The following is a 25,575-nucleotide window of genomic DNA, read 5'->3' as shown; positions in this document are numbered from 1 at the left end:
AACTGGCAGTCCGCAAGAGGGCGTTCCACGAGTGGTCGAGCTTGGGACGACGTTACCGCCAAGACCACCTACGCCCGCTGCCCCGGCTGGCCCGCGAGATGCGCCACCGCCACGAGCCCGGCCAGCGTTGTCCTGAGTTGGCAAACCGCGCTGGCAAGGTCTCTGTCGGCGCGCCCACCGTGACGAAGGGCCGGGTTCATAGAAGGTCCTCCGTAAATCTGCCCAGGTCCCCTGTCCCGTCCGGCGCCCCAAGCCAAAGCACCGGGCGGGATCGTTGTCGGCTATGCCGCCTGGGGATGCAACAGACGCGCGAGCAGGTCGTCGAGTGTGACCATGCCGGTGAGGCCGCCGGCGTCGTCACGGACCACGGCGAGGGAGGCTCTGCGCTGGCGGAGCTGTTCGATGGCGTAGCTGATCGTGTCCTGTTCGGTCAGTTCCGGTATCGGGCGGGCCAGGTCCCGGGCTGTGGCCGTACGCCCGCGGGTGCGGGCGATGAGCGCGTCCCGGGCGTGCACGGAGCCGACGATGCGGGTGCCGTCGCGGACCAGTAGGCGGTTGCGGTCGTGCTCGGCGGCGAGGGCGAGGATCTCGTCCACTCCGGCGTCCGCGGGCACCGACGTGATCCGCTCGGCGGGGACCTGGAGGGCACCGACCGGGTTCTGCGGCTCGGTGAGCGAGCTGGTGAGCAGCTCCGAGTCGGTCTCGCTGATCAGGCCGAGGCGCTTCGACTCCTCGACGAGGTGGGTGAGTTGCTCGCGGTTGTGGACCTCGGCCAGTTCGCCGCGCGGGGTGACCCGGCACAGCCGTACGAGAGCATTGCTCGCTGTGTTGAGCAGTTGGAGGAGCGGACGGACCGCCTTCACCACGGCCCGGAAGGGCGGGGAGAGCAGCATCGCGGAGCGCTCGGGGTGGGCGATGGCCCACGACTTGGGGGCCATCTCGCCGACCACCATGTGCAGGAAGACCACGACGATCATCGCGACGGCGAAGGCGATGCCGTAGCTCAGGCCGCTCGGCAGGCCCACCTTGTGGAGCAGCGGATCGAGTTCGTGCGAGATCGCGGGCTTGGACACCGAGCCGAGGCCCAAGGTGCAGATGGTGATGCCGAGTTGGGCTCCAGCGAGCATGAGGGACAGCTCGCGCATACCTGCCAGGGCCGCTTTCGCGCCACGCTGTCCCTCGGCCGCGGCCTTCTCCATGCGGTGCCGTTTGGCGGCGACCAGCGCGAACTCGGCCGCCACGAAGAACCCGCTGCCGATCAGCAGCAGCACGGTGACGAAGAGCGCCATTGGGAAACTCATACCTGCTCCTCCCCTTGCTCGGCCAGCCGCTGAATCCGTACGCGCTCGGGTACGTGCCGGTCCAGGCTGCGTACGTCGATCGCCGCGCGGCTGCCGTCGGACAGTTCGACGGCGAGTCGGTCGCCGATGGCCGGGAAGCGGCCGAGCCGGTCCACGATCAGGCCGGCCACGGTGTCGTAGTCGTCCTCCTCGGGCAGTTCGATGCCGGTGGCTTCGGAGACCTCGTCCAGGCGGCGGCCGGCGTCCACCAGCCAGCCGTCCCCGTCGGCGACGGCGAGTTCGGTGACGGTGTCGGACTCGTCCGCGATGTCGCCGACCAGTTCCTCGGCGATGTCCTCGTAGGTGACGATGCCTGCCACCCCGCCGTGTTCGTCCAGGACGACGGCGTATTCGTCGTCCTGCCGGCGCATCTGCTCGACCGCGTCCGGCAGGGGCAGGGTGTCGGGCAGCAGCAGGGGCCGCCGGGCGAGGGCGCCGGCGGTCGTGACCGTCAGGCGGTCGGCGGGCAGGCGCATCAGTTCGCGCACGCCCAGGACGCCGGTGACGTCGTCGGGGTGGTCGCCGAGGACGGGGTAGTTGGAGTGGCCGTGCTTGGCGATGAGGTCGACCGCCTCGGCGGCGCTCGCGTCCTTGCGGACGAAGACGGCGTCCGCGCGCGGCACCATCACCTCGTCGAGGGTGCGCTCGGAGAACTCCAGGGCGTGGTCGAGGAGTTCGGCGGTGACCTTGGGCAGCTCGCCCTGCTCGTGGGACTCGCCGATGAGGTGGCCGAGTTCCTCCAGGGTGGCGCCGTGGTGCAGTTCTTCGACCGGCTCGATGCCCACCTTGCGCAGCAGCCGGTTCGCCGCACCGTCGAAGACGCGCACCACCGGTCCGACGACCTTGAGGTAGGCGAGCGTGGAGGGTGCCAGCGCCTTCGCCAGCCGTTCCGGGACGGCGATGGCGAGATTCTTCGGGGCCAACTCGCCCAGCACCATCTGCACCACCGTGGCCCCGACGAAGGCGAGCACGACGGAGATGACGCTGACGGCCGCGTCGGGCAGGCCGAGACCGGACAGGGCCGGCTTGAGCAGCGCGGACACACTCGGCTCGGCGATGAAACCGACGACCAGACCGGTGACCGTGATGCCGAGCTGCGCGCCGGACAGCATGAACGACAGCCGCTCCAGCACTGTCAGCGCGCGGGCGGCCTTCTTGTCCCCTGCCTCGGCCTCGCGGGCGAGGGCGAGCCTGCTGGCGGAGACGTAGGCGAATTCCTGGGCGACGAAGTAGCCGGTGCCGGCGGTCAGCACGAACACGGCCAGCAGACCCAGGAGAGCAGTTCCGGCACTCATCAGACACCACCCCACCGTGTGCCGCGCTCACTGTGGCGGGGTGGTCGGGGACTGTGCCCCGAAGGGTCCGTCGATCTGGCGGACAAGGTCGGTGCTCCTCTAGTAATGGCGGGATCAGTGGAACGATTCTGGACACATCCGGGTTCCCGAAGCCACCGGGGGCCTCTCGCCGACGGAGCGGTCGGAACCCGGAGTGGTCGGCGTCCTCACAGGCGAGGTGGACAAGGAGTCCCGGGCGTGTCCGGTCCCGCTCGTGATGAGGATGTACGTCGTCAGGCGCTCGCGCCGTAGGCGGAGGCGGAGCAACTCTCCGAGGAGGGCAAACGGCCAGTGCTCAGTCCGGCAAGGTCCGAGTGAGCACCTGGACGACGGAATCCCCGGTGTCGGGCCGCAGTTCGCCGAGCCCGTCCCAGCCCCACGCCCGGAATACAGCCCGCGCCACTGTGTCGGCGGGATCGAGCAATACGACCGCCAACTCCGCATCACTGGCGGAGAGCAGTCTTTCCATGAGGCGGCCACCGATCCCGCGGCGCCGGTGCTCGGGCAACACCATCAGCTCTGCGACGGCGAACACCTTCCCGGAGGCAGTGAGTTCCTCCACCTCGTCGGGAACCACACCGACGAATCCGCGCCACCACGAGCCGTCACGGTGCAGCGGATACCCATACGCCAACCCCGCCGGCTCGTCGTCATCGGCGTCCTCGTCGTCAGCCACCACCATGTCGAAGCCCGGTCGCTGGACGTCCTGCGCGAGTCCGGCCAGGAACCGTTCGCGGTTGCGGTACTCCTCACCAAGGGCTCCTCGTAAGCAGCCACATACAGGTCCGCCAGCTCTTCCCGGTCCCCGTCGGCCTGCCACCGGGTCAACCTGTGCAGGAAGACCTGCCCCATACCAATATCTCCTCACTCTGGAATGTCTGGCAGCAACCTGCCCCACCGCCTCCCCGCTCATGCAGGCGCCCGGAACTCGATGACCAGGCTGTCGTTCACTCGTCGCGGCAGCAGAAAACCGACCTGCTCCCCAGCAGCATCCGCCTGGCTCAGCCCCCTTGCAGAAGGTCGGCTCCGAGCGGAAGCAGCCCCGCCGCCCGCTCGCGGGGGGACAACATGGTCAGCCAGGCGGGTTACGGGGACCTGGGACAGCGTCAGACGTTGACGCCGAAGTCGGACGCGATACCGGCCAGCCCGGAGACGTACCCCTGGCCGACCGCGCGGAACTTCCACTCGCCGCCGTGCCGGTACAGCTCGCCGAAGACCATCGCCGTCTCCGACGAGGCGTCCTCGGACAGGTCGTAGCGGGCGATCTCCTGACCGCCCGCCTGGTTCACCACCCGGATGAACGCGTTGCGGACCTGCCCGAAACTCTGCCCGCGGGCGTCGGCGTCATGGATGGACACCGGGAACACGATCTTGTCGATATCGGCGGGTACGCCGGCGAGGTTCACCTTGATGCTCTCGTCGTCGCCCTCGCCCTCACCGGTGAGGTTGTCTCCGGTGTGCTCCACCGAGCCGTCGAGGCTCTTGAGGTTGTTGTAGAACACGAAGTGCTGGTCGGAGACGACCTTGCCCGACGCGTTCAACAACAGCGCGGACGCGTCCAGGTCGTAGTCCGCACCGGTGGTGGTCCGCACGTCCCAGCCCAGCCCGATCAACACCGCGCTCAGCCCCGGCACCTCCTTGCTCAGCGACACGTTCCCGCCCTTGCCCAGGGAAACTCCCACGGCTCATTCCTCCCGAATGTGGCCTGCCTGTACGTCACTGGATTCCAACGCGGAGCCTACCGCCGTAGTTCCAACACTTGCGCAACCTCTAAAGTATCGACGTAGCGCGCCCACTCATCGAGCGGGCCAGCCGCGCAGGCGAAGGCGAGGAATGCCGGGTGTTCCCAGATGTAGGCCCAATGGAACTCATCACGCTGGCGATCCTCGCGGTCCTGCTCTTCGGCCTGGACAAGTTGCCGGAGATCATCCAGAACGTAGCGGAGTTCCTGCGCAAGGTGCGGGCGATCTCCGACAGCGCCAAGGAGGAGATCCGCTCCGAACTGGGGCCGGAGTTCTGCGACTTCGAGTTCGAGGATCTGCACGCGAAGACGTTCGTCCGCAAGCACGTCCTCGACGGCGACACTCTCGGGCTCGACAAGATCCGCAGCGCCATGGACCCGAGAGCGGAACTGGCCCAGGTCGCCGACGCGGTGCGCGAAGCGGCGGACGAAACCGCGCAGGACACGGCGGTACCGGGGCACGTTTCCCTTGCGAAGGACGGACAGGCCGGACCGCCCGCACATGCGGCCTTCGACGCCGATGCCACCTAGTGTCGCTCCGCGGACGTGCACCCCAGTTCCCGGGCAATCGCGCCGTTGGCAAGCCCGTCCGCATCTGGGATTTCGTCGGGGCCACCGTCCTCACCAACCGCGCGCAAACCTCCGGGTCGGGCACCACCACAACCGCCGTACCCGTCTGTTGCTCACCACGCACGGCCAATGATCACGGCGGGCCGACGCGGCCCCCAGCAGGATGGGCCGGTGCCGAAGCCCTCCCGGCCGACCCCGAAGGAAGCGAGTTCTGCGTCGAGCTCAGGGCCGCAGAAAACGACTGATCAACGGCGCTTGAATTCCACCGGACCGGCGTCCATGAGCACCGTGCCGTCGGTGTGCAGCACTGGCCGCTTCTCCGTGAACCGCTTGCTGTAGCGCTCGACATGGCCGATGGACACCCCGTGCGGATCCGTGAAATCGACAAAGGCAATGGCCACCCAGTACGACGTGTTGGTGTCGTTGTAGAGCGGCACCGTCACCGTCGAGCCGATCCCGTCCGTGACGACGACCCGTGCACCATAACTGCGGAAGCTGCCTGCACCGTTGCCCACCGCGCTGTACGCGCAGATCAGGGCGTACCCCTGCTGGTCCGGGCAGACGATGCTGATCGTTTCCTCGCCCGGCACCTTCGCATCACCGCTCAACTGCATGTACGGCGGCTCCTTCAGGGAGCCGAGGTTCTTGTAATAGAGAGCCTGGCCAGCATCGGTACGGGTCGCAAGCTCCGCTTCCAGGGCCTTGACCTCGTCCCTGTTCTTACCGCGGAACAGGCCGCGCCGAATCTGCGGGAAGACATGGCCGGGCGCATGATCGGCGCTGCGTACAGCCGCGTCGGCCGGCACGAACAGCGTGTAGAGATCGAGATCCGCACCCCGCGCGCGGCGCTCTTCGCTGCCGCCATCCCATTGCAGCGATGCCGCGACGGTCAGGCCACGGTCTTCCTTGTCGAGGGATATCCGGGCCTGGCCGCCCTTGGCGAGCGTGACCTGTCCCAGCAGCTCCTTGCTGAAGTCCATCCCCGGATTCAACCATCACACGCCGCGACCGTCACTGCGCTGACCAGCGCAAGCTGGCCTCTCGTCCCATACGCCCGGGCCCACGACGCCCTCGCACACCCGATGACCGCTGACATCCTGATGCCCCAGCCGGGCCGTCAAGTACCCCTCCGCGAACTTGTGCGGAGCAGCACCAGATGACAGCCGTCCGGGTCACGATCCGCCTCACGACACCTATAAACTTGCGCAACCTTTAAACTAACGCTCGTGGAGACGAACGACGTGACGGCATGGGAGACCGCGGTGCTCGACGGAGGACCGGCGGACGGACTGCGGATGAAGGTCGCCGACCGGCCGCGAGTGATCCAGGTGACGTACCCCTGCCAGGTGGAGGCCGCTCCGCGCGGCCTGCGCGTGGAAGGGGTCTACGTCTACCTCCGCGACTACGGCGTGACCAGTGAGCCGCTGCGGTACGGCTTCGACGCGGCCAGCCCGTGACGGGCGCGGCACGCGGGGCTCAATGGGGCGAGTGGCTTTCGGCGGCGGGGCGGGCCGTCACAGTCTCGCCTGCTGCCGCCTGCATGATGCGCGGCGCGGGCTCCGCGGGGGCGTCCCCGGTGGGGGGCGCGGTGGACTGTGCGGTGCCGTCCTCCTTCATGGCCTTCGCCTCGCTCTTGAGGATGCGCATCGACTTGCCCAGCCCGCGCGCAGCTTCGGGCAGCTTCTTCGACCCGAACAGCACGATGATCACGATCGCCACAACCAGCAGGTGCCAGGGTTCCAGTCCGTTACGGAGCATCCCGCACACCCCTCCTCTTTCGCTGACCAGGGTGCGCGCCGGGCGGCGCGTACCGTCTGGGATCCTTGCTACATTGCGCAACTGTACAACCCTGGGGTGGCGCCGGTCGTCCCCGGCGCATGAGTCCGACGGGTGAGGGCGCACACATGACCATCGGGCGATGCCCGCTCCCCGGACGTTGCCCATGTGCTTGCGCCAACTTGCCGTAAGGACAAGGCCGTTGGTGTTCCAGCCTGTTCCGGTCGCCCCGCGGCCGGGACGAACGATCCGCGGAGAGTCTTCTCGATGACCTGGTTTCATGCCACCGTGCTCGGCCTGCTGCAAGGTCTGACCGAGTTCCTGCCCGTGTCCTCCAGTGCGCACCTGCGGGTCTTCTCCGCGCTGGCCGGCTGGGGAGATCCGGGCTCGGCGTTCACGGCGGTGACCCAACTCGGCACGGAGAGCGCGGTGTTGATCTACTTCCGGCGCGACATCGCCTCGATCGTGAAAGCGTGGAGCGTGTCGCTGGTCGTCCGCGAGCGGCGCAAGGATCCCGATGCCCGCCTGGGCTGGTTCGTCATCGTGGGCACCGTGCCGATCTCCGCGCTGGGCCTCGCGTTCCAGGACACCATCGAGTCCGGGTTGCGGGACCTGCGGATCACGGCGTGCGCACTGATCGTGTTCGGCCTCGTCCTGGCGTTCGCGGACCGCACCCGGGCGATCCGCGCCGCCAAGCCGATCAGCGAGCTGACCCTGCCCCAGGCCGTCGGCTACGGCTTCGCCCAGTCCCTGGCGCTGATCCCCGGAGTCTCCCGCTCCGGCGGCACGATCAGTGCCGGTCTGCTGATGGGCTACAGCCGAGAAGCCGCCGCCCGTTACTCCTTCCTGCTCGCCGTCCCGGCCGTACTGGCCTCCGGCGGCCTGGAGCTACTGAAGATCGGGGAAGGAACGGCACCGGCCTAGGGCCCGACGCTGTGGGCCACCTTCATCGCCTTCGCCTCCGGCTATGTGGTGATCGCCTGGTTCATGAAGTTCATCTCCCGGCACAACTTCACCCCGTTCGTCGTCTACCGGGTGCTGCTCGGTGTCGCACTGCTCGCCCTTGTCACCTTCGGCGTGCTCGCACCGGGCGCGGGGCCGTTGGGCTGATCTCCGACAAGGCGGTGCCCGGCTGCCGCCTCTGCCGCGGCTCGAATTCTCGCCGACGGCCAGAACCAGTAGGCTCCCGTCGCCGTCGTAGGGCTGTGTGCCAACAGCCTGACCTGTGGGGGGACCACATGAGCAGCGAGATCTACTTCAGCAACAACTACCGTGACCTGTGCCAGCCCAACGGGACCGGAGCCGGCTTCCAGTTCGAGTTCTCGTGCTGCCGCTGCTACGACACCTGGCGCTCGCCCTTCGAGCCGTACGCCGGCGAGCGGGCCGCCACCTGGCTCGGCAAAGGCGTCGACGTGGCCTGGAGCCTGCTGGGCCGTGCCGGCACCGGGCTCTCCTCTGCGGCCGACGGACTCGCAGGCGCCAGCTGGGGCCCTGCCCGCGACAAAGCCTTCGAGCGGGCGATCAGCACAGCGCAAGGACATTTCAACCGCTGCGCGCGCTGCACCGACTATGTCTGCGGACGCTGCTGGAACGCCGCCCAAGGACTGTGCCTGGGCTGCGCCCCGGACACCGTGGCCGAGGCCATGGCGGCCCAGCAGCGCGGTCTGAACGACATGGCCTCGCAGCGGGCGTACGCCTCGGGCCAACAAGCTGGGCAGGGCTACGACCCCACCACACCCCGGCAGTTGGTCTGCCCTCAATGCGGCACCAAGACCCGCGGGGCCGCCTATTGCTCCGGCTGCGGCCACCACCTGGCCCAGTCCACGGCGTGCGCCTCCTGCTCCACCGTCGTGCCGGACGGCGCGGCGTTCTGCCCTGGTTGCGGTACTCGGCAGTAGCCCAGTGCCCGGCTGCGGGGAGCCCGAAGCGCGGGCGGAATCGCGTGGCTCCCCGTCGCCTCATTCGTCCGAGTCGGGCTTGCTGCGCGCCGCCGCATACGCCTGGGAGGGTGTCATGGCGACCCCGTTGAGGGCGACCGTCTTGTAAGGACTGACCTTCGCGCAGGTCTTGGCCTCGTCGGCGGTGGAGGCGTGAGCGTTGGAGACCGCGGCCTGCGTGTCCACGGGAGCCGACGAGGACGTGCCGCCGGGGTAGGTGGATCCGCTCGGCCAGTCACTGCCGATCACCAGCGTCAGGCCCGTCCCGGTGCCCTGCTTCAGGTGCGAGGAGGACAGGCCCAGGGCCTTGGCGGCCGTCTGGGCCTCCGCCTTCTGACCGGTGCCGTACGTCAGGGCGGTGTCGGTGGCGGCGCTCGGGGCGTTGGCCGTGCTCGTGGCGGAGCTGAAGCCCTGGTCGGTCAGGGCGGTCGCGATAACAGAGGCGCGGCCGGCGATGGTGGTGCCGTTCTCCACGGTCACGGCGATCTGCGCGGCGGGCACGGCCGAGGCAGTGGCGGTCGCGGAGGCTGCCGCCGACTTCTTGCCCGAGCCGGTGGTCAGGGACTGGTCGCCCGCGATGGTGGAGAAGAGTGACTTGGCACCGGCGCCCACCACCACCCGGTTGCTGTTGGCCGGGTCGGGGGCGGTCTGCATAGTGGTGAAGGTCATCCGCTTGGTGGGGACCTTGTTCACGTCGGCCGCGAGCGAGATCAGCTTCTTGACACTGCCGAGACCGTCGTCCACGGTCAGCGCCTTGGTGGCCGCGTCCGCGAGGCCGTAGACCGCGACCGGGTCGGTAAGCGTGCCCGCGCTCTTGAACTTGCGGATCATCGCGCTGAGGAAGATGTGCTGGGAGACGGTACGGCCGAGGTCGCTGCCGTCGCCGAACCCGTGCCGGGAACGGACGAACTCCAACGCCGCCTCCCCCTTGAGAGTGTGGGCGCCCTTCGACAGCTTCAGGTGCGAGTAAGTGTCGTAGACGTCGTCGCTGACGCAGACGGAGACACCGCCGACCGCGTCGGGCATCTTGACCACGCCGGAGAAATCCAGCTTCACGAAGTGGTCGATGGGGATGCCGGTGAGCTGATGGACGGTGGCCACCTGGCAGGCCGGACCGTACTGGAGCGCGCTGTTGATCTGACCGTAGTAGCCGGACGTCGAGGCGCTGCTGTCCGGGTCCTTGCAGGCCGGGATGTCGGTCATGGTGTCGCGGGGAACGCTCATGACGGTGGCGTTGGAACGGCCAGCGGCTATGTGCACGACCATCTCCACGTCCGCGTTCCCGTTGCCGGACTGCACGCCGGTCTTCGAGCAGCCGCCGCCGAGCTTGCAGTCCGCCGCGCTGGTACGGCCGTCGGATCCCATGACCAGGATGTTGATCGGCGTGCGGCCGAACCCGTCCGCCTTCTCCTCGCCACCCTTGCCGTCGAGCGAGACGCTGTTGATGTTGCCGTTCAGATGCTCGTAGAACCACCAGCCGACACCGGCCGTACCCAGCACCAGGACCGACACACACACCGCCACGATCCGCAGCACCCGCCTGCCGCGCCGCACCGATCGAGCGCGCCGCGAACGTCGGCCGCGTCCCGACCGAGCCGCCGCCCGGCCTCCCGACGGACGCACTCCATCGGACCCGGCCGTACGCCGATCCGGAACCCGAGTGGTGCGGCTGCACGTGGCCTGGGCACCCGAGCCGTCCCACGGGTCGCTCATCTCTCACTCCCATGAACAGTCGGGCTCGTCAAGCCGGGCCCCAAGCGGTACGGCCTGGCGTGTTCGGCGGTGTCCGGGTAGGCGAACCAAGGATCCCGTCACTTGCTTAGTTGCGCAATCTAGCAAATCTGAGGACTGCGAGAGACAGATCCTGCCGCATTGCAGAGGTGAGGAAGCTCATGGCTGGGCGGGCCCCCGCGCACCCTGCCCGGCTTCAGTGCGCGTCGTCTCCGTACCGCGCGATGATCCACGCGGCGCCACGCTCGGCCAGCACCCGCCGCCGGCCCCGACGCGAGCGCCGCACAGTAACGGCCGAGGATCGTGCTGTCGGCGGCACGGCGGCCAGACGGGCGAGACGATCAGCGGCATGTGCCAGTTCCGCCTGGAGCCGCCGGCGCCGCCCGGAAGCACCGGCCCTCAGCAATGCCGCATAGAGTCCTTCGACCTCGGCTAGCGCGGCGCCCAGCCGTAGATTCGCGTCACGCACCTGCCGAATGTCCCCGTGCGGCATGCATGCCCTTCCTCCCCCGGAACCAGGGCCTGCCCCTCGTTGACTTCGATTATTGCGCAATACTGCAAGCCACCCACCTCGCATCCGGGAGATCGGGCACCTGCTGCTGATCGCCGCTCCGCTCAGGGCGCCTCAGACGCTTCAGCCAGTGCCGACGGCTCTTCCCGCCTTGGCCCAGTTGGCGTGCAGTTTGTCGAGGTAGGACTGGGCCTGGCCGCCCGGAGTGGCGCCGCGCGCGAAGGCGAGCATGTTGCCCGCACCGGTGCTGTAGCCGAGGGCCAGCAGCTCGTTCCTGGTGTACGAGGCGGACCAGGTGGTGGGCAGTTGGGCCGCAAGGTCGTGCAGGAACCAGGCTTCGGCCTCTATGGCGAGGTCCCGGTCGTCGGGCAGTTCGTCCCACCGCCGGTCGGCGAAGTCCCGGCCCTTCTTGACCTCGTCGAAGGTGGCGCGGTGCATGTTGGCGATGCCGAAGGATGCGTCCGGCTTGTACTTCTGCCAGGCTCGCTCGAAGGACGGGGCGTGGGGCTTATACGCCTCGTTGTAGAGGATCGCCATCGCCAACTGAGCGCTGATGTGGGCCTGCTGGGCCCGGGTGCGGACCTGGGAGACGTAGTCGGCAGGGTCGTACGACGAGGAAGCCGCAGAGGCAGACGCCGAAGCCGAGTCAGCCGAACGGGTCGGTGCGGAAGTGGACGCACTGGCCGGGGGCGGCGTGTCGCCCTGCGGAGTGTTGGCCGCGCGCACTATGACGTACAGCGCCAGGGCGAAGACCACTGCGGGGAGCCACCACCGACGCCTCGGCGCACGGGAATCGGACATTTCCTTCCCTCTCTTGCACCCAGCTTGACCAGCCCCCTTGTACCGCAGGCGCATTAAGACCTGCGTGAGGCGGTGCTGTGAGGGGCGTTCCGGAACCGCGGGCGGATCAGGTTGTCAGCAGACACAACGCCACTGCGGGCTGACGGCGGGACCTCCGTTGCACAGCTCAGCGGGCGAAGCCTCCCGATGTGGCGTACCACTGCTGCGGTGGGGGCGGTTCGGCATGGACGAAGGGGTTGGCCGGGGCCCGGGTGCCGAGGGTGGTCAAAGAGCCGTGGTCGAGTTCGAGGACCAGGTCGGCACCGGCCGTCAGCCGCAGGTCGTGGGTGATGAGTAGCGTGGTCCGGCCTGCCGACAGGCGGCGCAGCGGCTCCAGGACGCGAGCTGCGGAGGCGTCGTCGAGGCCGGCGGTGGGCTCGTCCAGAACCAGCACGGGTGCGGAGCGGATCATTGCGCGGGCGATGGCGACGCGACGGCGCTGGCCACCGGACAGACGCTGACCGCGGCGGCCGACCGGGCTGTCGTAACCCTCGGGAAGGGCGGTGATGAAGTCATGGGCATCGGCCTCCATGGCGGCCACGAACAATTCCTCGTCGGTGGCGTCCGAGCGCCCGTAGCGGATGTTCTCCCGGATCGTCCCGTCGAAGAGCATGCTCTCCTGCGGCAGCAGGCTGATGTGCTCGCGCAGTACCCCGACCGGCAGTTCGGCGATGTCCCGTCCGTCGAGCAGGATCCGGCCGACGGTGGGTTCGTAGAACCGCGGCAGCAGCTTGCCGAGGGTGGACTTTCCGGCGCCGCTCGGGCCGGTGACCACCACCAGTTGCCCGGGTTCGACGGTCAGCCGGGCCTCGTGCAGGATCCGGGAGGTCGAACCCGGATAGGCGAAGCTAACGCCGTCCAGGGTGATGGCACCCCGGACCAGGGCGACGTCCGCTCGCGAGCGCTCCATGATGCCGTGGGTACCGGCCGGGCGGGTGGCCAGTACTTCCTGGACGCGTTCGGAGGCGGCGGTGGCCGAGGATGCGCCCACCAGAAGATCGCCGAAGGACTGGAGGTGGGGGTAGAGGTAGCCGACGTAGGCGGCGAAGGCGAACAGGCCGCCGACGGTCAGCCGGCCTTCGCTGATCTGCCAGGCCCCGCCGCCGAGTACCGCGAGGACGGTAAGAGTCTCGATGAATTCACCGAGCGGCACGTATGCGGATGACAGCCGCGCCTGCCTCAAGCCGGCCCGCATCCAGGCCCGGCCCTCCTTGTGCAGTTTAGCGCTCTGCGTCAATTGCTGGTTGTACGCCTGGACAACGGCCATGTTGGCCAGGCTCTCCTCCAGCAGCGAGGCAAGCTCACCGTTGCTGTCCCGTTCCTGGCGGCTCGCGCTGCGGGCCCGGCCGGCGAAGACGCGGGTGACGAGCCAGATCACAGGTGCCGCCGAGAAGGCCACCACGGCCAGCTGCCAGTTGGTCCACACGGCGGCGGTGGCGAAGAAGGCAGCGCTGACAGCCGAGGTCATGAACTCCACGGGGGCGGAGGCGACCAGGGACTCCACAGCCTCGATGTCACCGGTCAGCCGGGTGACGAGGTCGCCGCTGCCGTTCCGGTCGAAGAAGTCCGGCGGAAGCTGTTGGATGTGCCGGAAGGCCCGGTCGCGCAGACCCAGCAGGAAGTGCTCACTGGTCCAACTCGCGAGGTAGCTGCCGCCGAACGAGGCCAGGGCGCCCACCCCGGCCAGCCCGAGCCACAGTTCGGCAGGCCGCCAGAAGGCCCGCAGATTGCCGGTGGCCAGCACGTCGTCGGTCAGGTAGGCGACGATGCCGATGGACGCGGTGTCGCATGCTGCCGAAACGACCAGCAGGAGGACGGACGCTGTCACGGCGGAACGGTGCGTCCGCACCAACGGCCAGAAGGTGCGGAACGCCGCAGTGGGCGACATCCGCACATGACGGACCGACCCGGCTGTAGGCGTGTCCCCTCGTGTGCGCATTTACTGCCAGTGCTCCGTTTCCCCGAACCCTCCGGGTCAAAAGGCCCCGGCGTACGTCCATGCAGCGTTGGTGCGATGGACGCACGCCGGCGTCGTCCTCTGGGCGCTTGTGACTACTTTTCCTGCTTCTTGGCAGCGTGCTTGCGGTGGTGATGGTGGCCGTGCTTGTGGTGCTTCTTGTCGTGCTCCTTGGCCTTCTGCTTGGCCTTCTTACCGAGCATGATCTTGCTGAAGGACATGAAAGCGGACCTTTCCGTGGGATGCGATGAGGGATTTCTTGAAATCCCTTTTCCATATTTTGGAAACTCTTGGCCCGAGATACGCCCGGTCAGGTGGAGGCGCTCGGGCTCGCCGTCGGAGAGCCGGAACCGTGCTTCGGCTGGAGGGCCTTGCATGTCTTGAGCGCCTGGGCGGTCTTGGGGTCGGCGGTATTGAGCGCGCCCAGGGGTCCGCCGGTGCCCGGGGAGACGGAAGGAAGTGCCACACCGTGTTCCTTCAGGCATGTGGCGAGGGCCTTTTTCTCCGCGCCGCTGGAGGCGCCCCGTCCGTCGTGGCCGCCTTTCGGGCGCAGACTGGCACACGCCTTCTGAGCCTGTTCACGGGCGGCATCGCCGGAAGCGGACGCTCCGCCAGAGGTGGGACTGGGACTCGGACTGGCGCTGGAGTGCGGCTTGGCCGTGAAGCCGTGCTGGGACAGGCACTGGCGGTAGGCAGTCTGCTGCTGCATACGCGTCGATGCGGAAGCGGAGCCCCCGCTCTGGACACTCGCCGTGGTGGACATTGATCCGCAAGCGGTGAGCAGCAGTGCGCCGGCCGCGAGGGCTGCGGCCGAAGCGGCGCCCCGGATCGCCGTCTGCGGAGCGAACGACCGGGCGGTGGTCAGGGTCATGGCGGTTTCCCCCTCGATGCGGTGAGCGCGACCGGTGTCACGGCTTGTCACGGGAATGGATACGAGGGGCGCCTGATCCGCGACTCAGCCCACCAGGTGGGGGTTCCCTGGGCGTTGGCTGGGAATTCCCTGAAAGGCCGGGCGAAGAAAGGAAAGAGGGCACGGCAGAATTGACGGCTTTTACCGCTTTGATTCGAGTTGGCGAAGGCAGTGGTGACGACAAGGCTCCCAGGAAGCCCTCAGCTTGAGCCGTGCGGTCCACAACTGGCGGCCAGGGACCCGCTGTTCTGACGCCCTCCTGCAACGCGGCGACGCACGGCGCCCTGAGTGAATCCCGGCTCATGCCCGTATCGACTCGTATCGATCCGCATGGATGGACAGGGAGAACCTGCCATGGCCCACCAGCCCGGCGCCGACGTCGTGAACACCGACACCCAGGACCCCGCGCAATCCGCGAGCACGACGAGCGCCACGGACACACACAAGGCCAGCCTGCTGGTCGTCGACGACGAGCCCAACATCCGAGAACTGCTCTCAGCCTCCCTGCGCTTCGCCGGGTTCAAAGTCGTCTCGGCCGCCACCGGAGCAGAAGCAATGGTCGCGGTCGCCCGTGAGCGTCCCGATCTGGTCGTGCTCGACATCATGCTGCCCGACATGGACGGCTTCACCGTGGTGCGACGGCTGCGTGAGGAGTCCGGCATCCACGGCAGATCCGCCGCAGTGGAGAAAGATCGGCTCCCCGTGCTCTTCCTGACCGCGAGGGACGGGGTGGAGGACAAGGTCAGCGGCCTCACCGCGGGCGGCGACGACTATGTCACCAAGCCGTTCAGCCTGGAGGAGCTGATCGCCAGGATCCACGCCGTCCTGCGCCGCACCGGCCCACTCGAACAGGACGCGAGCCTGGCCGTGGCCGACCTCGTCCTCGACCCGGTGGGCCACCAAGTGCTGCGCGGCGGACGACAAGTCTCCCTGTCCCCCACCGAGTTCAAGCTCCTCGAATACCTGATGACCAACGTCGGCAGGGTCGTGTCCAAGCCGGACATCCTCGGCCACGTCTGGAACTACGACTTCGGCGGCGACCTCAGCATCGTCGAGTCCTACATCTCCTATCTGCGCCGCAAACTCGACTCCGGAGCCGACGGCGCGCCTAGGCTCATCCATACCGTGCGCGGCATCGGCTACGTGCTGCGCCACCCCCAGGGTTGATCCGCAGTGCCCACGAGCGCCACCGCTCCGGCCCGCCGACTGGCCGTGCCGCGCCCCTCCGCCCTGTCACTGCGTTCCCGGCTGGTACTGCTCGCGGTGGCTCTGGTCGTCTGCGGCCTGGCCGCCAGTGACACGGTCGTACTGGGGTCGGTTCAACGGCAACTGGTGCAGCGGCTCGACCACAAGCTGCGGCAGTACGGAAAATCGGTGACTCACAGGCTGGCCGCCGAAGGCACCGCCGCCTACCGTCCCACCGCCTCCGGCCGCCCGAGCGCCCTGATGCGGAGCCAGTACGTCGTTGCTTTCCCCGCCGCTGACGGGTCGGTTTCCGAGCAGTTCGGGGCTGCGGTGACCGACGACGCTCCGCTGCCTCGGTGGCCCGTCCTGGACGCCACCCACCTGCGGGCGCACACCGGCACGGCGCTCACCGTGCCCAGCGATCGCGGCGGCGGCAGATGGCGCGTACTCGTCCTGCCGGGCTCTGTCTCCACCTCTGCAACGACGCCGCCCGCCGGGTTTCTGGTGGCGGCGTCGATGGACGAGGCCGACGCCACGACCGCCCAGATGCGCGATTCGTTCCTGCTGATCGGCGGGCTCGTCGTGGCAGTACTGGCCGTGGCCGGGTGGTTCGCCGTGCGGGCCGGGCTGCGGCCCCTGCGCCGGATCGAGACCACCGCCGCCGAGATCGCCGCCGGCCAACCGCTGTCCCACCGAATGCCCGAATCATCCCCGGGTACGGAAGCAGGGCGCCTGTCCACCGCCCTCAACAGCATGCTGGCGCAGATCGAGACCGCCTTCTCCGCCCGCGCCGAGTCCGAGCAGCGGATGCGTCGCTTCATCGCCGACGCCAGCCACGAACTGCGCACCCCGTTGGTCAGCATCCGCGGCTTCGCCGAGTTGTACCGGATGGGCGCGCTGCCGGACGAGGCCGACATCAAACGCACCATGGACCGCATCGAGAACGAAGCGGTGCGGATGGGCGGCCTGGTGGAAGACCTGCTGCTGCTCGCCCGGATGGACGAGCAACGCCCCCTCCAACTCGCCCCCATGGACCTGCGAACCCTCGCGGTCGACGCCCTCCACGACATCACCGCCCTCGACCCGACCCGGCCGGTCACCCTCACCGGACCAGGCGGCGCGAACACTCCACCGGTTCCCGCCCTGGTACTGGGCGACGAGGCCCGACTGCGCCAGGTGGTCGCCAACCTCATCGGGAACGCCATCGCGCACACCCCGACCGGCACCCCGGTACGGATCGGTGTCGGCTTGGCCATCGACGGCAGCAGCGTCATCGAGGTCGCCGACCGCGGACCAGGGCTGACGCCGGACCAAGCAGCCCGAGTGTTCGAACGCTTCTACCGCGTCGACGCCTCCCGCAGCCGCCAGGAAGGCGGCGGCTCCGGCCTGGGCCTGGCCATCGCCTCAGCCCTGGTGACCGCGCATCGAGGCCGTCTGGGACTGGAGACCGCCCTCGGCCGGGGATCCCTTTTCCGGGTATGCCTGCCCACTGGGACACACACCTGAGCCATGGGCTACCGAGAGCTCGGCATCGGCACGCGGGGCCATGGCCTCACCCTGCCGTCCCACGCTCCGGGCGACGTCGCATGTAAGCCGCCCTGGCTGCCAGAAGTCCGGCTGCGTAGAACACGAGAACCACGGTGAGCAGCAGATAGTAGACGACGGGCAATGCGGTCAGGCCGAGCGTCGGGCCAAGGGGCGAGGGCGGCAGCAACAAGCCGATGACGGCCAGCGCCGCCGCAGCCCAGGCGACCGGGCCCGGCCTGCGCTCCTGGGCAGTGCGACTGCCGAGGCGCAGCAGCATCATCACCAGTGCCTGAGTGAGCAGGTTCTCGGTGAACCAGCCGGAATGGAACACCGCCTCGTCGTCCCCCGTTCCCGGACCGTGCAGGGCCAGCGTGAGAACGCCGAAGGTCGCGAGGTCGGCGACGGCGTTGAGCACGCCGAAGCCGGTGATGAAGCGCAGTAGTTCGCGTGGGCGCAACACGGTCGGGCGACGCAGCACCGACGGATGCGGGCGGTCATAGGCGAACGCCAACTGGGCCGCGTCGAAGAACAGGTTCTGTGCGAGAACCTGTGCCGGGAGCATCGGCAGGAACGGCAGCAGCAGACCCGCGCAGAGCATCGCGATCACGTTGCCGAGGTTCGAGGACAGCGTGATACGCAGATACGCGGCGACGTTGCCGCCCGCGTACCGGCCCGCGCTGATCGCTTGGTCGATCGCGGAGAGATCCTTCTCGGCCAGGACCAGGTCGGCGCCCTCGCGGACCACATCGGCGGCGTCGCGCGGAGCAATGCCGACGTCGGCAGCGCGCAGAGCGGGCAGGTCATTGACTCCGTCGCCGAGGAAGCCCACCGTGCGCCCGGTGGTCCGCAGGGCGCGGGTGATGCGGGCCTTGTGCTCGGGGGTGCAGCGGGCGAAGACCGTCGTACGGGCGACCAGGGCGGAAAGTTCGTCGTCAGTGAGGCCGTCGATGCTGTCGGCAGTGAGGACGGCGTCCTCGGCGACGGGAATGCCGAGGTCGCGGCAGGCGCGGGTGGCGGTGCCCGGGTGATCTCCGGTGAGGACCTTGACGGCGACGCCCCGCTCGGCGAGTACCTTCAGCGCGCCCGCGGCACTGGGTGCGAGTGCGTCCCGGAAGGTGACGAACCCCTGAAAGGCCAGGCCGCGTTCGTCAGCAGGGGTGTAGTCGCGGAGGCGGGTGCGGCGCTCGGCGGTGGCGACCGCCAGGACGCGAAGCCCGGCATCGGCCTGCCCGGCGGCGAGGGCGTGCAGCCGTTCCCGCTCCTCCTCGGCCAGGGTGCAGCGGTGCAGGACGGCCTCGACGGCACCCTTGACGACCAGGGTGTGTACGCCGAGACGGCCGGGCGTGCGGACGACCGCCGTGGCGAGCCGGCGCACCGGGTCGAACGGAACGGCCCCCGTCCCGTCGTACGCCATGAGTTCGTCCTCGTCGGCCGATTCCAGGACGGCTTCGTCGAGGGCGTCGGGTGCCGGCAGGTCGGCGAGCTGCAGGGTCCACCAGGCGTTGACGGCGGCCCAGCGCAGGACCTCGGGGTCGTCCTGGCCGTCCGGGCCGAGGGCGCGGTCGACGACCGGGCGGTCCTGGGTGAGCGTGCCGGTCTTGTCCAGGCACAGCACGTTCACGGCACCGACGTCGTGCAAGGCCGGCAGCCGCTTCACGATCACGCCGTGCGAGCGGGCCAGGAGCGAGGCTCCGCGAGCCAGGCAGGTGGTGACGAGGACCGGCAGCATCTCCGGCGTCAGCCCGACCGCCACCGCTACGGCGAACGGCACCGTCTCCAGGCCACGCCCGCGCAGCGCCGCGTTGGCCATCAGCACCAACGGCGGGGTGAGCAGCATGAACCGGATCAGGATCCACGAGATACCGTGCACGGAGCGATCGAACGCGCTCGCCTCCGCTCGGCCCGGACCGTGGCCGTGGGCTGCGGCGAAGCGCGTATGCGCGCCGGTGGCGGTGACGATCGCGGAAGCACTGCCGGAGGCGACGCCGCTGCCCTGGAAGCACAGCTGCGGCTGGTCGAATTCCCCCACCTTCGACTTCGCCCTGGGAGAGTCGTCGGCATACTTCTCGACAGGGGCCGACTCTCCCGTCAGCGCGGCCTGATGCACGGTCAGACCCCTCGCCCGCAGCAGTCGTACGTCCGCCGGAACCAGGTCGCCCGGCCCGAGCATGACCACGTCGCCGCGAACCAGATCCTCCACGAGGACTTCGCGAGCCGTCGGCGCAGCGTCCTCGTTGGCGCGCCGCAGCACGGTGGCGGTGTTGGCGACCAGCTTGCGGAGCCGGGCCATGGACCGGTCGGCCCGGTGCTCCCCCGACGCACGCAGTACGCAGCTCACCACCACGAGCAGAAGGATCACCGAGGCTGTGCCCCACGCGGAGACCACCGCCGACACCAGGCCGAGGCATCCCAGCACCGCCGTGAACGGATCGCGCAGACTGCGGACGAACAACACCGGCCAGGATGCCTCGTTCCGGGCCGGAAGCGTGTTCTCGCCCCACCGGGCCAGCCGTTCCTCGGCCTGCGCCTCCGTAAGCCCACGCGGACCGCTGTCGAGTCGGCGCAGCACCTCCAGTACGGTGGGCGCGGCGAGCCCCGGCCACGGTTCATCGGCACCAGGCGGCCTTGATACGACCGTAGGGTCCGGCGCGTCAGCACCGGGCCCCGAGGACACGGTGGTCTCAGGCACCAGTCCCACGCAGCGGGTGCACCGGTGCCGAAGTCTGATGCGAACGTACGGTCAACTGCCCGACCATCACCCGCACCACTGTCACGGTGTCGGGGTCGTCGACGTAGTAGACCTGCCGCCGGCCCTCACGGCGGGAGCGTACGAGCCCGGCGAGCTTCAGCTTCGCGAGATGCTGGCTGACCGCGGGCAGCGTGCCGCCGACCCGGTCGGCGAGGTGCGTGACATCGCTCTCCCCCTGGGAAAGCGCCCACATGATGTGGAGCCGGGCCGGCGAGGCGAGCAGTCCGAACGCCGAGGCCGCCTCCGCCAGAACCTCGGCAGACGGGTCCTCATAACGACCGACGTTCTCCGCCACAGTCCTCTCCCGTCCCACCCACATCACAGCCGCCGCACACCCGCCCACCCAGTGTAGGCGTCCGGCCCCGATGCCCTTGTCACGATTCCAGTTCCTGGGTTGCGCAAATGTCCTGAACAGGTGACAGGTCCTCAACGGCTCACCTGCGATGGCCGACAGGCTCTCGCCACACACCACAACTGTTCCTAGGCTTGCGCAATCAAGCAATGCACAACCTCGGGCACCTGGCGGATTCCGCCCAGCCCGACCCAACTGAAGGACAACGACGTGGGCATCATCGGCTGGATCATCCTCGGTCTGCTCGCCGGAGGCATCGCCAAGATCCTGCTCCCCGGACGCGACCCGGGCGGCTTCATCATCACGACGCTCATCGGTGTCGCGGGCGCGTTCGTGGGCGGCTGGATCTCCGCCCGGTTCTTCGACCGCCCGGTGGAGAACCACTTCTTCGACCTCTACACCTGGGGCGCGGCGATCGGCGGCTCCCTCGTCCTGCTCATCGCCTACCGCGTACTGTTCGGCAACTCCCGAGACTGACGGGGCAGTTCAGCAGCGCTGTCACAGATGAGCGGCGACGGCGGGCAGCAGATCCTGGAACGTCCGGCCGGCGGCAGCCTCACCGATCGCCTTCAACTGCCAGCCGCCACCGTCACGGTAGAGCTTCGCCATGATCTGCGCCGTGTGGGTGCCGCCGCCGCTGAGCGTGTAGCGGGCCAGTTCCTGGCCGTTGGTCTCGTCGATCAGGCGGCAGAAGGCGTTCTGCACTTCGGCGAAGGTCTGCCCGGTGAAGGAGTTGACCGTGAAAACGATCTGGTCGACGCGCGCGGGGACGCGGCCGAGGTCGACGAGGATCATCTCGTCGTCGCCGCCGGCGCCGGCACCACCCGTCAGATTGTCCCCGGTGTGACGGACGGACCCGTCATCGCTCGTCAGATGCTGGAAGAAGACGACATCGACAGGCTCACGGCCGGCGAACAGCACCGCCGAGGCGTCCAGGTCGATTTCCCGGGGACCGGTCAGCTTGGCCAGGAAACCCTTGCGGGGTGCGGCCTGCCAGCCGAGCCCCATCCGTACGGAACTCAGGGCGCTGCCATCGGACTTGCTCAGGCTGATCTGCTGGCCCTTGCCCAGGTTGACCGACATGCACGATCTCTCTTTCTACGACTCGGCGGTTCGACAGGTGACTACGAGCTGAGTAGTCAGGGGAGTTGAGGGCGAGTCCCTCAGACGCCGACCCCGAAGTCGGATGCGATCCCGGCCAGCCCGGAGGCATAGCCCTGGCCGACGGCACGGAACTTCCACTCTGCGCCGTTGCGGTACAGCTCGCCGAAGACCATCGCGGTCTCGGTCGACGCGTCCTCGGACAGGTCGTAGCGGGCGAGTTCGGCGCCGCCGGCCTGGTTGACGACGCGGATGAAGGCGTTGCGGACCTGGCCGAAGCTCTGCTCACGGGATTCGCCGTCATGGATCGAGACGGGGAAGACGATCTTGTCGACCTCGGCCGGTACGGCTGCGAGGTTGACCTTGACGGACTCGTCGTCGCCCTCGCCCTCACCGGTGGTGTTGTCGCCGGTGTGCTCCACCGAACCCTCGGGGCTCTTGAGGTTGTTGTAGAACACGAAGTGCTGATCCGAGACGACCTTGCCCGACGCGTTCAGCAGCAGGGCGGAGGCGTCCAGGTCGAAGTCGGCACCGGTCGTGGTGCGCACGTCCCAACCCAGCCCGACCAGCACCGCCGTAAGGCCCGGCGCCTCCTTGCTCAGCGAAACGTTGCCGCCCTTGGCCAGGGAAACACCCATGACTCACCCCTCCACGCATACCAACGGTCCGGGTCCGCGGCACGGACCCCGAGCTAGAATCTACAACAATGTAGAAATAATCGAGAGGGACGGCACGGGCGAGCGGCTCCGATCGCGCCGACCTGTCCGAGCTGACCGATCTCCTCGACGCGGGATGAGCCGACATACCGGGTCTATACGATGTGACGATCACCGCCTCGGAGCGGCAGGATGGAGACGGAACGTGGCGAAGCCGGATCTACGCCCGCAGCGCCGGGCACAGGGCGAGCTGGAGACGCGGGTGCTCACTGCCCTGCTCACCGCCGACGCACCGGTGACCGCGGCCTGGGTACAGGAGCACCTGGACGCCGATCTCGCCTACACGACCGTCATGACCGTGTTGAGCCGACTGCTGGAGAAGCAGGCGGTGACCCGCGTGCGGCAGGGACGCTCGTTCGTCTGGTCGCCGGCTGCGGACGAGGCGGGACTCGCCGCGCTGAAAATGCACAAGGTACTCAATCGCGAGCAGGACCGCAGAGCGGTGCTGGCCAGCTTCCTCACCGCCCTTCCGGAGGATGACGAGCAGGTGCTGCGCGACCTGCTGGACCAGGCGACCGACGAGTCGGCAGGCGGCTGACGTCCCGTGGGACTCTTCGTCCTCCTGCCACTCGTATTGCCGTTAACAGCTTGGCCGATCGCCCGCCTCGCCACCCAGCACCTGCATCCGCGCGCCGCCACAACCCTGTTGAGCGCCGTGGCCGCCGTCATGGCCCTGTGCAGCACGCTGTGCCTGGGCCTGCTGATGGTGGTCGGCACCGCCCAACTGCCCGGCAACCCACTGCCGGACGGCTGGTCCGACCCCGAGGTACGTGAGAGCGTGCCCCACGACGAGATCGTGGGGAAGGCAGCGATTCCCGTCCTTCTCGCCGTGGTCGTGGGCTGTGGCCGGACCCTGTGGCGCCACTACCGGATCCGGCGGCAGGCGCACGAAGCACTCGTCGACCTACGCAACACGTTGGTCGCGGTCCTCCCCGCCCCCGAGCCGTACGCCTACGCCCTGCCCGCCGGTCCACGCGACCGGATCGTGGTGTCCACCGCCATGCTCACCTGCCTGAACACCCAAGAACGCCGAGCCCTGTTCGCTCATGAGCGGGCCCATCTCACAGCTCGGCACCACCGCCACCTGCTGATCGCGCAACTGGCGGCTCAGGCCAACCCGTTCCTGCTGCCGCTGCGCACGGCAATCTCCTACGTCGCGGAGCGCTGGGCGGACGAAGAGGCCGCCCAGTCCGTCGGCAGTCGCAAGGCTGTCGCCCGTGCGATCGGCAAGGCGGCCCTGGTCTCACGCGGTACGCCGTCGCGGACGCTAGCGGCCCTCGCGGCGCCGGGTCCCCTCCCCCGCCGGGTCGCCGCCCTACTGGCACCACCGCCTCTGGCCCGTACCTGGCCGCCGCTCTTCACCACTGCGGGCCTGGCGCTGTGGAGCGCTGCGGCGGGTGCGGCCCTGTCCGCCACGTTCTCGGCAAACTCAGCGGTAACGCTCCTGCTTCTCCTGCACGCGGCCACACCGTTCTAAAGATCCGCGTACTCCACTCCGCGCACACCTGCGGCAGCCTTGCACGTGGGGCCAAAGAAACCTGCAGCAGTGCCCGCCTCCTACACTGCCGACAGCACAAGCAGTTGTGGCCGACGGGACTCAACTCCCGTCGGCCACAACGCCGTTCCGCTCAGAGAGACCGACTCACAGGTCGAACTCGTGCGGCGGCAGCCCCAACGCGAAACAGGCGTCGCGGACCACAGCCCGCTCGGTGGCGTCGAAGTCGCCGTCGGCGCCGCCGATGATGATGCCGATCTGGATCACGGCACGCGCCTCGGCAGGCTTCTTCTTCGCCTTGGCGATCTCCTGCAGCACGCCCACCTTGCCGAAGTCGAAGTCGGCGGTCAGCTTGTTGAGGTTGTCGTCGAAGCGGCGCTGGAGGTCGTCGGCCGGGAAGTTCTGCAACACCTCGTTGCTGAAGATGAGTTGGGCGACGCGCTGCCGCTCGGACGGGTCGATCTTCCCGTCGGCCGCGGCGACGAGCGCGCACATCGCCATGCTCGCGTCCCGGAACGCACCGCTCTTCAAGTCGTTCTTCTTCGCCACCAACTGAGTCTGCATCGTCGACGCGGACTCCTTGAAGCGGTCCCACAGGGCCATGCCAACTCCGAATGCTCCGGGGCCGCCCGAGCCGCGTACGAGGCGAACCGGACGGCCGTCCATTTCTATATCTACAGTGTTGTAGAAGATATCAGGACGGACACGCGCCCTCTGTCCGTATGGCTCACCGAGGGGGACGGTTGTCCCGTTCCACCAGTCCCGGCTCCTCGATGCGGTCCAGCAGGAACGGCACCAATCCCCATTCCAGCAAGGCCAGTTCCCACTCCTCCCGCACCCACCCGACCTCGGCCCCTCCGTCGCGCGACGCCCCGTCATACGCGCCGGAGCGGTCGCGGGCCGCCGCCCTGAACGACCAGGCGAAGTCGCCCACCGCCGCCCCGGCAGCCACAGCGCCAGTAATCAGCCCCGCTGTCATCAGGCCATCGCCGACGTAGGGCCGCCCGACAAAGGCACGCAGTCCGAACCCGAGAACGAGCAACACGGCTGCGGCGACAGCCACCACACCCAGCACGGCCATGAGCCAGCCACCGCCGCGCGTACCGGCCACAGCCGGAGAAACGGTGTTCCGGCAGCCGTCCTGCCCATCCCCGGCTTCCAGATAGTCGCGGTACTCGACCGCAGCAGCCTCGACGATGGCAGTACGCGCTTGGAGCACCTCCCTACGCAGTCGCTCGCGATCGGGTGTCCTGCCGCAACGCGCCAGCGCTTCCCTGACCCGTCCGGAGTCCAGAGCCTGTTCCAGGATCTGTTCGAAGGCGACGCCGCTGTCCTCCCCCGAAAGCTCAGGATCCGGCATGCATCTCCCCCGATGAATGAAAGCCCGCGGCGACAGAAGCCGATCGCACCCACGCGAGCGGTAAGGGGGCGAGTGTAATGGTTCCCGACTTGCGCAACCTCTAAAGCCTCGGCCGACGGGCGGCGCAGGTGTCGGGACCGAGCCTCAACGGGGGAGTCCCATCCTGATGGAGCTGGTCACAGGGTTGGTGTAAGGCGAGGTGGGATGCCCGCGCCGGCCCGGGGTGATCGTCCGGGGAAATCATCTGCCTCATCAGGATGGCGACCGTGCAGCCCGCCTCGGCGAAAACCTTCTCGCCCACCGCCAGGGCAGCCCGCGTGTGCCCGCCGTGAAGCACCAACACAGTGACGAAACGCCGCCGTTCCAGCCGATATTCGACCGGCTCCCGGCTCAACCAGGCGACCGCCGTGGGGCGTTCCACCCCCGCCTTGAGTCCATGGTAG

25 protein-coding genes and 1 pseudogene are annotated in these 25,575 nt (G+C 68.6%); 9 read left to right on the top strand and 17 right to left on the bottom strand.

Annotated features, from left to right (window positions below; translation table 11 throughout):
* Positions 1 to 281: 281 nt before the first annotated feature.
* The 4 genes from OG714_RS43675 to OG714_RS43660 all read right to left on the bottom strand — a co-directional run bounded on the left by OG714_RS43675 (position 282) and on the right by OG714_RS43660 (position 4,356).
* Complete coding sequence (locus OG714_RS43675; RefSeq protein WP_406129522.1) at positions 282 to 1,301, bottom strand: hemolysin family protein; 1,020 nt, start codon at positions 1,299 to 1,301, stop codon at positions 282 to 284.
* Positions 1,298 to 2,635, bottom strand: coding sequence for a hemolysin family protein (locus OG714_RS43670; protein ID WP_406129520.1), 1,338 nt, complete (start codon positions 2,633 to 2,635; stop codon positions 1,298 to 1,300). The genes OG714_RS43675 and OG714_RS43670 overlap by 4 nt, the downstream gene beginning before the upstream one ends.
* 334 nt (positions 2,636 to 2,969) lie before the next feature.
* A complete protein-coding gene (locus OG714_RS43665) occupies positions 2,970 to 3,350 on the bottom strand; it encodes a GNAT family N-acetyltransferase (RefSeq protein ID WP_406129518.1) in 381 nt (126 codons plus the stop codon).
* A gap of 430 nt (positions 3,351 to 3,780) precedes the next feature.
* Entirely contained in the window at positions 3,781 to 4,356 is a 576-nt protein-coding gene (locus OG714_RS43660) for a TerD family protein (protein ID WP_406129516.1), read from the bottom strand.
* Positions 4,357 to 4,514: 158 nt separating this feature from the next.
* Here OG714_RS43660 and OG714_RS43655 point away from each other — a divergent pair, with 158 nt between their 5' ends.
* A complete protein-coding gene (locus OG714_RS43655; RefSeq protein WP_406129514.1) occupies positions 4,515 to 4,946 on the top strand; it encodes a sec-independent translocase in 432 nt (143 codons plus the stop codon).
* A gap of 284 nt (positions 4,947 to 5,230) precedes the next feature.
* Here the strand turns inward: OG714_RS43655 and OG714_RS43650 are convergent, their stop codons facing one another.
* The gene (locus OG714_RS43650; protein WP_406129513.1) at positions 5,231 to 5,965 is read right to left on the bottom strand and encodes a hypothetical protein; all 735 of its coding nucleotides are present in this window, start codon (positions 5,963 to 5,965) and stop codon (positions 5,231 to 5,233) included.
* A 246-nt stretch (positions 5,966 to 6,211) separates the two neighbouring features.
* Between OG714_RS43650 and OG714_RS43645 the strand changes: the two genes are divergently transcribed.
* Positions 6,212 to 6,442, top strand: coding sequence for a hypothetical protein (locus OG714_RS43645; RefSeq protein ID WP_406129512.1), 231 nt, complete (start codon positions 6,212 to 6,214; stop codon positions 6,440 to 6,442).
* Positions 6,443 to 6,461: 19 nt separating this feature from the next.
* Here OG714_RS43645 and tatA read toward each other — a convergent pair whose 3' ends face one another.
* The gene (tatA, locus tag OG714_RS43640) at positions 6,462 to 6,743 is read right to left on the bottom strand and encodes a Sec-independent protein translocase subunit TatA (RefSeq protein WP_406129511.1); all 282 of its coding nucleotides are present in this window, start codon (positions 6,741 to 6,743) and stop codon (positions 6,462 to 6,464) included.
* A gap of 285 nt (positions 6,744 to 7,028) precedes the next feature.
* Here tatA and OG714_RS43635 point away from each other — a divergent pair.
* Both OG714_RS43635 and OG714_RS43630 read left to right on the top strand, forming a co-directional pair.
* A pseudogene (locus OG714_RS43635) lies at positions 7,029 to 7,871 on the top strand (undecaprenyl-diphosphate phosphatase).
* Positions 7,872 to 7,999: 128 nt separating this feature from the next.
* Positions 8,000 to 8,659 carry a zinc ribbon domain-containing protein gene (locus tag OG714_RS43630; RefSeq protein WP_406129509.1) on the top strand — a complete coding sequence of 220 codons (660 nt, stop codon included), beginning with the start codon at positions 8,000 to 8,002 and terminating at the stop codon, positions 8,657 to 8,659.
* 60 nt (positions 8,660 to 8,719) lie between these two features.
* On the opposite strand, the gene OG714_RS43625 is transcribed toward OG714_RS43630, so the two are convergent.
* The 5 genes from OG714_RS43625 to OG714_RS43605 all read right to left on the bottom strand — a co-directional run bounded on the left by OG714_RS43625 (position 8,720) and on the right by OG714_RS43605 (position 14,608).
* Positions 8,720 to 10,411 (bottom strand): LCP family protein, encoded by a 1,692-nt coding sequence (locus tag OG714_RS43625; RefSeq protein WP_406129508.1) that lies wholly within the window; start codon positions 10,409 to 10,411, stop codon positions 8,720 to 8,722.
* Positions 10,412 to 11,063: 652 nt separating this feature from the next.
* Positions 11,064 to 11,741: a lytic transglycosylase domain-containing protein gene (locus OG714_RS43620; protein WP_406129506.1), complete on the bottom strand. Its 678-nt coding sequence runs from the start codon at positions 11,739 to 11,741 to the stop codon at positions 11,064 to 11,066.
* Positions 11,742 to 11,907: 166 nt separating this feature from the next.
* Positions 11,908 to 13,608 carry an ABC transporter ATP-binding protein gene (locus OG714_RS43615; protein ID WP_406129505.1) on the bottom strand — a complete coding sequence of 567 codons (1,701 nt, stop codon included), beginning with the start codon at positions 13,606 to 13,608 and terminating at the stop codon, positions 11,908 to 11,910.
* A 224-nt stretch (positions 13,609 to 13,832) separates the two neighbouring features.
* Positions 13,833 to 13,958: a hypothetical protein gene (locus OG714_RS43610; protein ID WP_406129503.1), complete on the bottom strand. Its 126-nt coding sequence runs from the start codon at positions 13,956 to 13,958 to the stop codon at positions 13,833 to 13,835.
* Between the two features lie 89 nt (positions 13,959 to 14,047).
* Positions 14,048 to 14,608 carry a hypothetical protein gene (locus OG714_RS43605; RefSeq protein WP_406129501.1) on the bottom strand — a complete coding sequence of 187 codons (561 nt, stop codon included), beginning with the start codon at positions 14,606 to 14,608 and terminating at the stop codon, positions 14,048 to 14,050.
* A 393-nt stretch (positions 14,609 to 15,001) separates the two neighbouring features.
* Here OG714_RS43605 and OG714_RS43600 point away from each other — a divergent pair, with 393 nt between their 5' ends.
* Positions 15,002 to 15,814 carry a response regulator transcription factor gene (locus tag OG714_RS43600; protein WP_406129500.1) on the top strand — a complete coding sequence of 271 codons (813 nt, stop codon included), beginning with the start codon at positions 15,002 to 15,004 and terminating at the stop codon, positions 15,812 to 15,814.
* 6 nt (positions 15,815 to 15,820) lie between these two features.
* On the top strand, positions 15,821 to 17,338 hold the full coding sequence (locus OG714_RS43595; protein WP_406129499.1) for a sensor histidine kinase: 1,518 nt from the start codon (positions 15,821 to 15,823) through the stop codon (positions 17,336 to 17,338).
* 46 nt (positions 17,339 to 17,384) lie between these two features.
* Here OG714_RS43595 and mgtA read toward each other — a convergent pair whose 3' ends face one another.
* Positions 17,385 to 20,057 carry a magnesium-translocating P-type ATPase gene (gene mgtA / locus OG714_RS43590; protein WP_406129497.1) on the bottom strand — a complete coding sequence of 891 codons (2,673 nt, stop codon included), beginning with the start codon at positions 20,055 to 20,057 and terminating at the stop codon, positions 17,385 to 17,387.
* Complete coding sequence (locus tag OG714_RS43585; protein ID WP_406129496.1) at positions 20,041 to 20,427, bottom strand: ArsR/SmtB family transcription factor; 387 nt, start codon at positions 20,425 to 20,427, stop codon at positions 20,041 to 20,043. The genes mgtA and OG714_RS43585 overlap by 17 nt, the downstream gene beginning before the upstream one ends.
* 243 nt (positions 20,428 to 20,670) lie before the next feature.
* Between OG714_RS43585 and OG714_RS43580 the strand changes: the two genes are divergently transcribed.
* On the top strand, positions 20,671 to 20,937 hold the full coding sequence (locus OG714_RS43580; RefSeq protein ID WP_406129494.1) for a GlsB/YeaQ/YmgE family stress response membrane protein: 267 nt from the start codon (positions 20,671 to 20,673) through the stop codon (positions 20,935 to 20,937).
* A 21-nt stretch (positions 20,938 to 20,958) separates the two neighbouring features.
* Here OG714_RS43580 and OG714_RS43575 read toward each other — a convergent pair whose 3' ends face one another.
* Positions 20,959 to 21,543: a TerD family protein gene (locus OG714_RS43575; RefSeq protein ID WP_406129492.1), complete on the bottom strand. Its 585-nt coding sequence runs from the start codon at positions 21,541 to 21,543 to the stop codon at positions 20,959 to 20,961.
* 80 nt (positions 21,544 to 21,623) lie between these two features.
* Positions 21,624 to 22,199, bottom strand: a complete 576-nt coding sequence (locus OG714_RS43570) for a TerD family protein (RefSeq protein WP_406129490.1) — start codon at positions 22,197 to 22,199, stop codon at positions 21,624 to 21,626.
* 223 nt (positions 22,200 to 22,422) lie between these two features.
* Here OG714_RS43570 and OG714_RS43565 point away from each other — a divergent pair, with 223 nt between their 5' ends.
* Both OG714_RS43565 and OG714_RS43560 read left to right on the top strand, forming a co-directional pair.
* On the top strand, positions 22,423 to 22,815 hold the full coding sequence (locus OG714_RS43565; RefSeq protein WP_406129488.1) for a BlaI/MecI/CopY family transcriptional regulator: 393 nt from the start codon (positions 22,423 to 22,425) through the stop codon (positions 22,813 to 22,815).
* A 6-nt stretch (positions 22,816 to 22,821) separates the two neighbouring features.
* Positions 22,822 to 23,754 carry a M56 family metallopeptidase gene (locus OG714_RS43560; protein ID WP_406129486.1) on the top strand — a complete coding sequence of 311 codons (933 nt, stop codon included), beginning with the start codon at positions 22,822 to 22,824 and terminating at the stop codon, positions 23,752 to 23,754.
* A gap of 165 nt (positions 23,755 to 23,919) precedes the next feature.
* Here OG714_RS43560 and OG714_RS43555 read toward each other — a convergent pair whose 3' ends face one another.
* Both OG714_RS43555 and OG714_RS43550 read right to left on the bottom strand, forming a co-directional pair.
* Positions 23,920 to 24,375, bottom strand: a complete 456-nt coding sequence (locus OG714_RS43555) for a tellurite resistance TerB family protein (protein ID WP_406129484.1) — start codon at positions 24,373 to 24,375, stop codon at positions 23,920 to 23,922.
* 124 nt (positions 24,376 to 24,499) lie between these two features.
* Positions 24,500 to 25,132, bottom strand: a complete 633-nt coding sequence (locus tag OG714_RS43550; protein WP_406129483.1) for a hypothetical protein — start codon at positions 25,130 to 25,132, stop codon at positions 24,500 to 24,502.
* Between the last annotated feature and the right edge of the window lie 443 nt (positions 25,133 to 25,575).

This window comes from Streptomyces sp. NBC_00989, assembly GCF_045162655.1.
In the GTDB taxonomy this organism is placed as follows: Bacteria; Actinomycetota; Actinomycetes; order Streptomycetales; family Streptomycetaceae; genus Streptomyces.
This window is presented reverse-complemented; position numbering and strand designations above follow the sequence as displayed.